The sequence below is a fragment of the Streptomyces solincola genome (assembly GCF_002982015.1).
Taxonomy (GTDB): domain Bacteria; phylum Actinomycetota; class Actinomycetes; order Streptomycetales; family Streptomycetaceae; genus Streptomyces; species Streptomyces solincola.
Genome location: NZ_PVLV01000254.1, coordinates 1 through 8,970, shown reverse-complemented (window position 1 = coordinate 8,970; position 8,970 = coordinate 1). Strand labels below are relative to the sequence as shown.

General features: G+C 74.8%; 5 protein-coding genes. 4 read left to right on the top strand and 1 reads right to left on the bottom strand.

All coding sequences use genetic code 11. The features are described from left to right. The first annotated feature begins 203 nt into the window (after positions 1 to 203). The 4 genes from C6N75_RS17120 (at position 204) to C6N75_RS17105 (ending at position 7,315) form a co-directional block, all read left to right on the top strand. Positions 204 to 4,340, top strand: a complete 4,137-nt coding sequence (locus C6N75_RS17120; protein WP_105869775.1) for a SpoIIE family protein phosphatase — start codon at positions 204 to 206, stop codon at positions 4,338 to 4,340. Further along, positions 4,340 to 4,648, top strand: coding sequence for an STAS domain-containing protein (locus tag C6N75_RS17115; protein WP_105869774.1), 309 nt, complete (start codon positions 4,340 to 4,342; stop codon positions 4,646 to 4,648). Before C6N75_RS17120 ends, C6N75_RS17115 begins: the two co-directional genes overlap by 1 nt. Before the next feature lie 100 nt (positions 4,649 to 4,748). Beyond that, a complete protein-coding gene (locus C6N75_RS17110; protein ID WP_105869773.1) occupies positions 4,749 to 5,954 on the top strand; it encodes an alpha/beta hydrolase family protein in 1,206 nt (401 codons plus the stop codon). A gap of 92 nt (positions 5,955 to 6,046) precedes the next feature. After that, on the top strand, positions 6,047 to 7,315 hold the full coding sequence (locus C6N75_RS17105) for a serine hydrolase domain-containing protein (protein WP_105869772.1): 1,269 nt from the start codon (positions 6,047 to 6,049) through the stop codon (positions 7,313 to 7,315). A 27-nt stretch (positions 7,316 to 7,342) separates the two neighbouring features. Here C6N75_RS17105 and C6N75_RS17100 read toward each other — a convergent pair whose 3' ends face one another. Beyond that, positions 7,343 to 8,968, bottom strand: a complete 1,626-nt coding sequence (locus tag C6N75_RS17100) for an amidohydrolase (protein WP_258177464.1) — start codon at positions 8,966 to 8,968, stop codon at positions 7,343 to 7,345. Positions 8,969 to 8,970 lie beyond the last annotated feature (2 nt).

Sequence of the window (8,970 nt, the reverse complement as noted above, 5' to 3'; positions counted from 1 at the left end):
GGGGACCGGGGGGCTTATCCTACGGTTCGCGCCACCGCGGCCCGGCGCGTCGCGACGGCCGGCCGGGGGCGGCCCGCAGGGCGGCACGGTGAGGGCCGTGCGGCACGGGGCCGGGGGCGCCGGGGGATGCAGCGCTCCACGCGCCGGCCGCGCAGGCGTGCCACGGGCCGGCTTGGACGAGAGGGTGTCGAGTGACGCGTTCGATGGACGCCGGGCAGGGGCCGCCGGACGGCTGTGCCGACGGCGTGTTCGCCGCCGACCGCGAGGTGGGCCGCGATCTCGCCGCGGTCGACTGGGCGGCCACCCCGCTGGGACCGCCGGAGGGCTGGCCGCAGAGCCTGCGGACGGCCGTGAGCATCCTGCTCTCCTCGCGCTTCCCGATGTGGATGGCGTACGGCCCGGAGCTGACGTTCTTCTGCAACGCCTCCTACCGCCGCGACACCCTGGCCGACAAGTACCCCTGGGCGCTGGGCCGGCCCGCCGGTGACGTGTGGGCGGAGATCTGGCCGGACATCGGTCCGCGCATCGAGACCGTGCTGCGCACCGGCCAGGCCACCTGGGACGAGGCCCTGCTGCTCTTCGTGGAGCGCTCCGGCTACCCCGAGGAGAGCTACCACACCTTCTCCTACAGCCCGCTGCGCGACGACCACGGCGAGGTCGTCGGCATGCTGTGCGTGGTCAGCGAGGTCACCGAGAGGGTCATCAGCGAGCGCCGGATGGACACCCTGCGGGGCCTCGGCTCGGACCCCAGCGCGGTCCGCACCGAGCAGGAGATGCTGGCGTTCGCCGGCCGGCAGCTCTCCCGCAACCCGCGCGACCTGCCGTTCGCCCTCACCTACCTGTACGAGAAGGACGGCTCGGCGCGGCTCGCCGGGACGACCGGGCTGCCGGCCGGGCATCCGGCCGCGCCACCGGTCCTGGACGCCGCCGGGGGCGGGGTGTGGCCGGTGCGCGAGCCGGCCGAGGACGGCTCGGTAGTCGTGGAGCTGACGGGCCAGCCGTTCGCCGGGCTGCCGTGCGGCGAGTGGCCCGAGCCGCCGGTGCGGGCCCTGGTGACGCCGCTGCTCCAGCAGGGCAGCGCCCCGTACGGCTTCCTGGTGGCCGGGCTCAACCGCTACCGGCCGCTGGACGACACCTACCGCGGTTTCCTGGAGCTGGCCGCCGGGCATCTGGCGACCGGGGTGGCGAGCGCCCGCAACTACGAGGCGCAGGCGCGGCGGGCCGAGGAGCTGGCCGAGCTGGACCGGGCGAAGACGGCGTTCTTCTCCAACATCAGCCATGAGTTCCGCACACCGCTGACCCTGATCATGGGCCCGCTGGAGGAGCTGCGGGAGCGGTACGGGGCCGCCGACGAGCGGGCCCGTGAGGAACTGGACGTGATCCACCGCAACGGACTGCGGCTGGGCAAGCTGGTGAACACGCTGCTGGACTTCTCCCGGATCGAGGCGGGCCGGATGCAGGCCACCTTCGAGCCGGTGGAGCTGGCCGCGGCGACGGCGGAGCTGGCCAGCGTGTTCCGCTCGGCGATGGAGCGGGCCGGGTTGGAGTTCGCGGTGGACTGCCCGCCGCTGGCCGAGCCGGTGTACGTGGACCGCGGGCTGTGGGAGAAGATCGTCCTCAATCTGCTGAGCAACGCGCTGAAGTTCACCTTCGACGGGTCGGTGCGGGTGGCGGTGCGGGCCGAGGCCGGCCAGGCGGTCGTCACGATCGAGGACACCGGGATCGGGGTGGCGGCGGCGGAGATGCCGCGCCTGTTCGAGCGCTTCCACCGCATCGAGAACGCCCGCGCGCGGTCGAACGAGGGCAGCGGCATCGGGCTGGCGCTGGTGCGCGAGCTGGTGGGGCTGCACGGCGGAGCCATCGCCGCCGAGAGCACCGAGGGCGAGGGCACCCGCTTCCTGATCAGGCTGCCGTTCGGCGCCGCCCATCTGCCGGCCGACGCGCTCGCGCCGGGCGGCGGCGCGGTGAGCGGCATCGCGCCGGCGAGCGCCGCGCCCTATGTGGAGGAGGCGCTGCGCTGGCTGCCCGGCGGGGAGTCCGGCGCGGAGCCGCAGCCCGCCCCGGCGGCCGGACCGGTGGCGCCCGCGCGGGTGCTGGTCGCCGACGACAACGCGGACATGCGGGAGTACCTGGTGCGGCTGCTGCGCGGGGCCGGCTACCGCACGGAGGCCGTGGGCGACGGGCGTGAGGCGCTGGACGCGATCCGCCGGGACGCCCCGGACATGGTGGTCAGCGACGTCATGATGCCGCGTCTGGACGGTCTGGCCATGGTGGCCGCCCTGCGCTCGGACCCGCGGACCGCGGCCGTCCCGGTGCTGCTGCTGTCCGCGCGGGCCGGGCAGGAGGCGTCCATCGAGGGCCTCGCGGCGGGTGCGGACGACTACCTGGTCAAGCCGTTCGCGGCGGCCGAGCTGCTGGCCCGGGTCCGGGCCAACGTGGAGCTGGCGAAGTTGCGCGGGCACCACGCCCGCTGGCGCACCGCGCTGATCGACTCGTTGCAGGAGGCGTTCTTCGTCTGCGACGAGGACGGGGCGGTGGTGGAGATCAACACCGCGTTCACCGACATCCTCGGCTACGGGCCCGAGGACCTGCCCTACGCTCCGGTGCACCCCTGGTGGCCGGACGCCGAAGCCGACCCGGAGGCGCACCGGCAGGTCGCCGACGCGTTCTCCATGCTGCTGGGCAGCTCCCAGGGCGGCTACACCATCCCGGTCACCCACCGCGACGGGCACCGGGTGTGGGCGAGCGCCTCCTTCAACCAGGCGACCGACCCGGACACCGGGCGGACCGTCACCGTGGGCACCTTCCGGGACGTCACCGCCGAGCACTACGCCATCCAGCGGGACTCCGCGCTGGCCTCGCTGAGCATGCGCCTGTCGGAGGCGACCGGGCTGCCGGAGGCGCTGGCCGGGGCGCTGGCCGAGCTGCGGGAGCTGTGGCGGGCCTCCGACGTGCTGGCGGCGGTGTTCCACGGCGGCGGTGAGCCGCGGCTGACCAGCGCCGGCGGCGAGGCCGGGTCGTGGGCGGAGCTGCCGGAGCGGCTGCGCCGCCCCCTGGAGGGGCTGCGGGAGCGCCCGGCGCTCACCCCGGCCGCCGGGCCGGCCGGGGCCGGCATCCTGCTGGAGCACCCGCAGGGCAGGCTGGCGCTGTGGATCGACCTGGGCGCGTCCCGGCCGTTCAGCGGCGAGGACGAACTGCTGCTGTCGCTGCTGGCCGGGCATCTGGCCCAGGCGCTGGCGCGGGTGCACCAGATCGAGCAGCAGCGGGAGACCGCGCTGGCGCTCCAGCGGGCCATCCTGGGTCCGTCCCGGCTGCCCGAGGGGTTCGCCGTTCGCTACGAGCCGGCCACCCGGCCGCTGGAGGTCGGCGGTGACTGGTACGACACGATCCCCCTGCCGGACGGGCGGATCGGGATCGTCGTCGGCGACTGCGTGGGCCGCGGCCTGGCGGCGGCCGCCGTGATGGGCCAGTTGCGCAGCGCCTGCCGGGCGCTGCTGCTCCAGGACCCTGACCCGGCGGGCACGCTGACCGCGCTGGACCACTTCGCGGCGGGCGTGCCCGGGGCGGCCTGCTCCACGGTGTTCTGCGGGGTCCTGGACCCCGAGTCCGGCCGCCTGGTGTACTCCAGCGCGGGCCATCCGCCGGGCATCCTCACCCACCCCGACGGCACCACCGATCTGTTGGACCAGGGGCGTTCCATCCCGCTGGCGGTCCGCCCCGGGCGGACCCGGCCGGACGGCGAGTGCACGGTGCCGGCCCGGGCCACGCTGATGCTGTACACCGACGGTCTGGTGGAGCGCCGGCGGCGGTCGCTGACCGCCGGGATCGACCAGGCCAGTGAGGCCGTGCAGCAGGGGCGGGAGTCGGCGGTGGACGACCTGGCCAGCGATGTGATGGCCAAGCTGGCGCCGGCCGGGGGCTACGACGACGACGTCGCCCTGCTGCTGTACCGCCACCCCGCGCCGCTGGAGATGAGCTTCCCGGCCGAGTCCGGGCAGCTCGCCCCGGTGCGCCGGGCGCTGCGGAGCTGGCTGGACAAGTGCGACCTGCCCCCGCGCACCGCGCAGAACGTGCTGGTCGCCGCGGGTGAGGCGTGCGCCAACGCCATCGAGCACGGTCACCGCAACGCCCCCGGCGAGCCGGTGTGGCTGCGCGCCGAGGCGTCCGTGGACCGGCTGCGCCTCACCGTCGCCGACAGCGGCCGCTGGCGCGTGCCCACCCCGGAGGCCAGCGCGCACCGGGGGCGCGGGGTGACGCTGATGCGGGCCATGATGCAGCAGGTCACGATCACCCCCGGCCCGGCCGGCACCACCGTCGACATGCACACGAGGATCGCCTGATGACCACACCGCTCACCCTCACCGCCGGGACCCGGCCGGACGGCACCGCCGTCCTGAAGGCCGCGGGCGAGATCGACATGAGCAACACCGACGCCCTCGCCGACGCCCTCGACACCACGCCCGGGCATCTGGTGGTGGACCTCACGGCCGTGGAGTACCTGGACAGTGCCGGCCTGAGCGTGCTGTTCGCGCACGCCGACCGCATCGAGCTGATCGCCCCGGCGCTGCTCGCCCCGGTGCTGACCACCTCCGGCCTGGCCGACCTGGCCCCCGTGCACGGCCCGGAGGGCCCGCACCACGGGGACTGAGCCGATCGCGGGGGCCGCCCGCGCCGGCACGAGTGGTGGCCGCGCGGGTGGTGGCGGACGATGAGGAGGGGAGAGGGGGGCGCCGAAGGGAGTCGTCGCCGTGCCCCGTCTCATCGACGATCCGCTGTTCCAGATGTGCGCCGAACGCGCGCTGCTGCCCGCCACCCGGGGCGGTGCGGAGCTGGGCGAGATCGAACGGACGCTGACCCGCGTCGTCCCCGGGGACGTGGGCAGTTGGTTCGACGCGTGGTCGGCGACGGCCGCGACGGTGGAGGGTTGGGCCGACCGCAGCGCGCTCGCCGGCCACCCGGTCAGCGCCCGGGAGGCGTACGCCCGTGCCGCCACCTACCACCGCATCGCGTACGCCCCGCTGTTCGGCGCGCCCGTCGACCCGCGGCTGGTGGACGCCTTCGACCGGCAGGAGCACTGCTTCCGGCGCTTCGCCGAGTACGCCGCGCACCCGGTGCGGGCGGTGGAGATCCCGTACGAGGACACCACCCTGCCCGGGTTCCTGTGCCTGCCGGCCGGGGCGAGCGGGCCGCTGCCCACGCTGGTCGCGGTCGACGGCTACGACGGCTCCGTGCACGAGATGTACTGGGCGCACGCCGTCCCGGCGGTGCGCCGCGGCATGGCCTGCCTGCTGGTGGACGGCCCCGGGCAGGGCCGGGCGCTGGTCAAGCAGGGACTGGTGATGCGCCCGGACTGGGAGCACGTGCTGAACGCGGTCTTCGACGCGGCCACCGGCCGCCCGGAGGTGGACGGGGAGCGGATCGCCGTCATGGGCTGGAGCTTCGGCGGCTATCTCGCCCCGCGGGGCGTCAGCGGCGAGCCGCGGGCGGCGGCCCTGGTGGCCGACCCCGGGCAGTGGGACCTGTTCGACGTCTTCGGGCCGCTGCTGCCGATCCCGGAGGAGCTGCGGGCCAGGCTGCCCGAGGTGGCGGCCGCGGAGCTGGACCCGTATCTGTCGTTCTTCGCCGAGGACCCGGTGCTGCGCTGGAAGTTCGTGCAGCGCGCGCTGTGGGTGCACGGGCTGCGCAGTGTGGGCGAGTACGTCCTGGAGACCTACCGCTACCGGCTCTCGGACCGGGTGGCCGGGATCACCTGCCCGACGCTGGTCGTCGCCGCCGAGGGCGATCCGACCGGGGCGGCGGCCGGGAAGCTGTACGAGGCGTTGGAGTGCCCGAAGGCGTTCACGCGGTTCGCCGCCGAGGAGGGCACCGGCGGGCACTGCGAGACCGCCAACCGCTCCCGGTTCGACCAGCGGGTCTTCGACTGGCTGGAGGACGTGCTGCGGAAGGGGCGCTGACCCGGGCGGCCGCGGGTGCGTTCGGCCATGCGGATGAACCGGGACGAATCTAGACTGTTCATCAGCGGCTCCTCTCCGCAGGGAGGTTCCCCATGGGCGGTTCGCGATCCCGTCGACGTGACGTGTGCACCGGTGCGGCTCTGGTGGCGGCGCTGGCGCTGCCGGCCTCGACCGGCGCGGCGTACGCGGCGCAGGCCCGGCCGGGCGTCCTCGCCGCCGGGCCCGCCGAGGTGCAGCCCTCGCCGTCGTCGGACGGCGCGTTCCGTTCACTGACGCCGCAGGTACGCGCCGAGGTGGACGCGGCCGTCCGCGGGGCGCTGAAGGAGGCCGGGGCGCCGGGGGCGATCGTGTCCCTGTCCGCGCCGGGAAAGGGCGAGTACGTGCGCGCCTACGGGGTCGCGGACAAGGCCACCGGGGCGCCGATGCGCACGGACTTCAACACCCGGATCGGCAGCGAGACCAAGACCTTCACGGTCACCGCGATGCTGGAACTGGTCGACCGGGGCGCGCTGAAGCTGGACGATCCCGTCGGGAAGTACGTGGACGGGGTGCCGAACGGCGGGAGGATCACCCTGCGGGACCTGGCCGACATGCGCAGCGGACTGTTCAACTACACCGAGGACGCGGCCTTCGGGAAGCAGCTGCTGGACCACCCCCGCCAGGCGCTGACCCCGCGGCAGCTCCTGGACTACGCCTTCAAGCACCCTGTCGGCTTCCAGCCCGGGGCGGGGTGGGAGTACTGCAACACCAATCTAATCCTGCTGGGTCTGGTGGTGGAGAAGGTCTCCGGGCAGCCGCTGCGCGACTTCCTGCGTGAGAACGTCACCGGGCCGGCCGGACTGCCGGACACCTTCCTGCCGGCCGGGGCGGGCTTCCCGCAACCGCACGCCCAGGGGTACACCGACAACGACGGCGCGTCGAGGGAGGAGATCGCCACCGACTGGAACCCGTCCTGGGCATGGGCGGCCGGCGCGATGATCTCCACGGTGGACGACCTGCGCTCCTGGGCGCGCACCCTGGCCACCGGAACGCTGCTGGAGCCGCGCACACAGGCCGAGCGCCTGGTGCCGCGCACCACGTTCGCCCCCGGCATCGGCTACGGCATGGGCGTCTTCCTCACCGACGGCTGGATCGGGCACAACGGCTCGCTGCCCGGCTACGAGTCGGTGACGGTCTATCTGCCCGAGGCGCAGGCCACCATGGTGGTGGTGCTCAACACCGACAACCCGGCCCCGGGCGGACAGGAACCGAGCACCGTGGTCGCGGGGGCGGTCACCGAGGTGGTCAGCCCCGAGCACGTGTACACGATCTCGCCCACGGCGGCGAAGGCGCCGAAGCCGTCCCCGACGCCCTCCTCCTGAGGGCGTCGGGCGGCCGGGGGCGGCGGCTCAGGCGGTGTGCACCACCTCGCCGCCGACGACGACCGTCCGCGCGACGGTGCCGGGGATGTCCTCGGGCGCGCAGCGCAGCACGTCACGGGACCAGACGACGAAGTCGGCGACCTTGCCCACGGTGAGCGAACCGCGCTCGTGCTCCAGGAAGTTGGCGTAGGCGGAGCCCATGGTGTAGCCGTGCACGGCGGTCTCCACGTCCACGGTCTCCTCGGGCTGCCAGGGCTCGCCGCCGCCGAGCGGGCGGCGGGTGACGGCGGTGTAGAGGCCGACCATCGGGTCCATCTCGGCGACGTTCCAGTCGCTGGAGAAGGCCAGCACCGCGCCGGCCCGGTGCAGGCTGCGCATCGGCCACGCCTTGTGCCAGCGCTCGGGGCCGACGTTCTCCGCCCAGTCCTGGCCGGGGCCGGCGATCTCCGGGGCGCAGTGCCGCGGCTGCATGCAGGCGACGACGCCCAGCTCGGCGAAGCGCGGCACGTCGGCCGGGTCCAGGCACTCGACGTGCACCACCTGGTGGCGGGCGTCGCGCGGGCCGTTGAGGGCCCGGGCGTGGGCGACGGCGTCCAGGACGGTGCGGATGCCGCGGTCGCCGGTGGCGTGCACGAAGCACTGGAAGCCGCGGGCGTCCAGCTTGGCGAGCAGCCCGGCGAACTCCTCGGGCGGGTAGAAGGTCTCGCCGCGGTGCTGCCCGCACCCGGTGTAGGGCTGGAGCAGGGCGGCGGTGCGGGGCTCGACGACGTCGTCGATGTAGAGCTTGAGCGGTCCGACGGTCAGCCGGTCGTCGTCCAGCCGCCGGGCGGCGTCGGCGAAGTCGTCCAGGTCGGCGTCGGTGGTGCCGCGCGGGTGGAACAGCGCGGCGGTGAGCCGGGAGCGCAGCCTGCCCTCGGCCCGGGCGCGGGCGAACAGCTCCAGGTCGTCCAGGGAGTTCTGCGGTTCGACGACGGTGGTGATGCCGAAACCGATGGCGTCGTCCAGGCTGCGGGCCAGGCGCCGGTACTGGCGCTCGGGCGAGGCCCAGGGCAGGCCGAGTTCGCGCAGCGCCCGGTGGCCGTCGCGGGAGAGGCCCTTGACGGCGAAGTCGGTGACGAAGCCGGTGGGTTCGCCGGTGGCCGGGTCGGTGGCGGCCCGGCCGAAGGGCAGGTCGGTGCGGTCCGCGGTGACGCCGAGGCGGCGCAGGGCCGCGGTGTTGAGCCAGGCGGTGTGCACGTCGTAGCTGAGGACGAGGGCGGGGGTGTCTCCGGTGGCCGGGTCGAGGTCGGCGGCGGTCGGCATCCGGCCGCCGCCGATGGCCGAGTAGTCGAACGCCTCGGCCTCGATCCACTCGGCGTCCGGGTGGGCGGCGTGCCAGGTCCGGATGCGGTGGTGGATCTCCTCCAGGGTGCGGGCGGCGGCGAGTTGCACGCAGGCGTCGTCGGAGCCGAGCCGGACGTGGTTGTGGGCGTCGATGAAGCCGGGCGTGACCAGGCGCCCGGCGGCGTCGAGCACCTCGGTGTCGGGGCCGGTCCAGGCCTCGGCGTCGGCGTCGTCGCCGATCCAGACGATCCGGCCGCCCGAGACGGCGAGCGCCTCGGCCTCGGGCAGGTCGGGGTCGACGGTGTGGACGCGGGCGCGGCGCAGGACCAGGT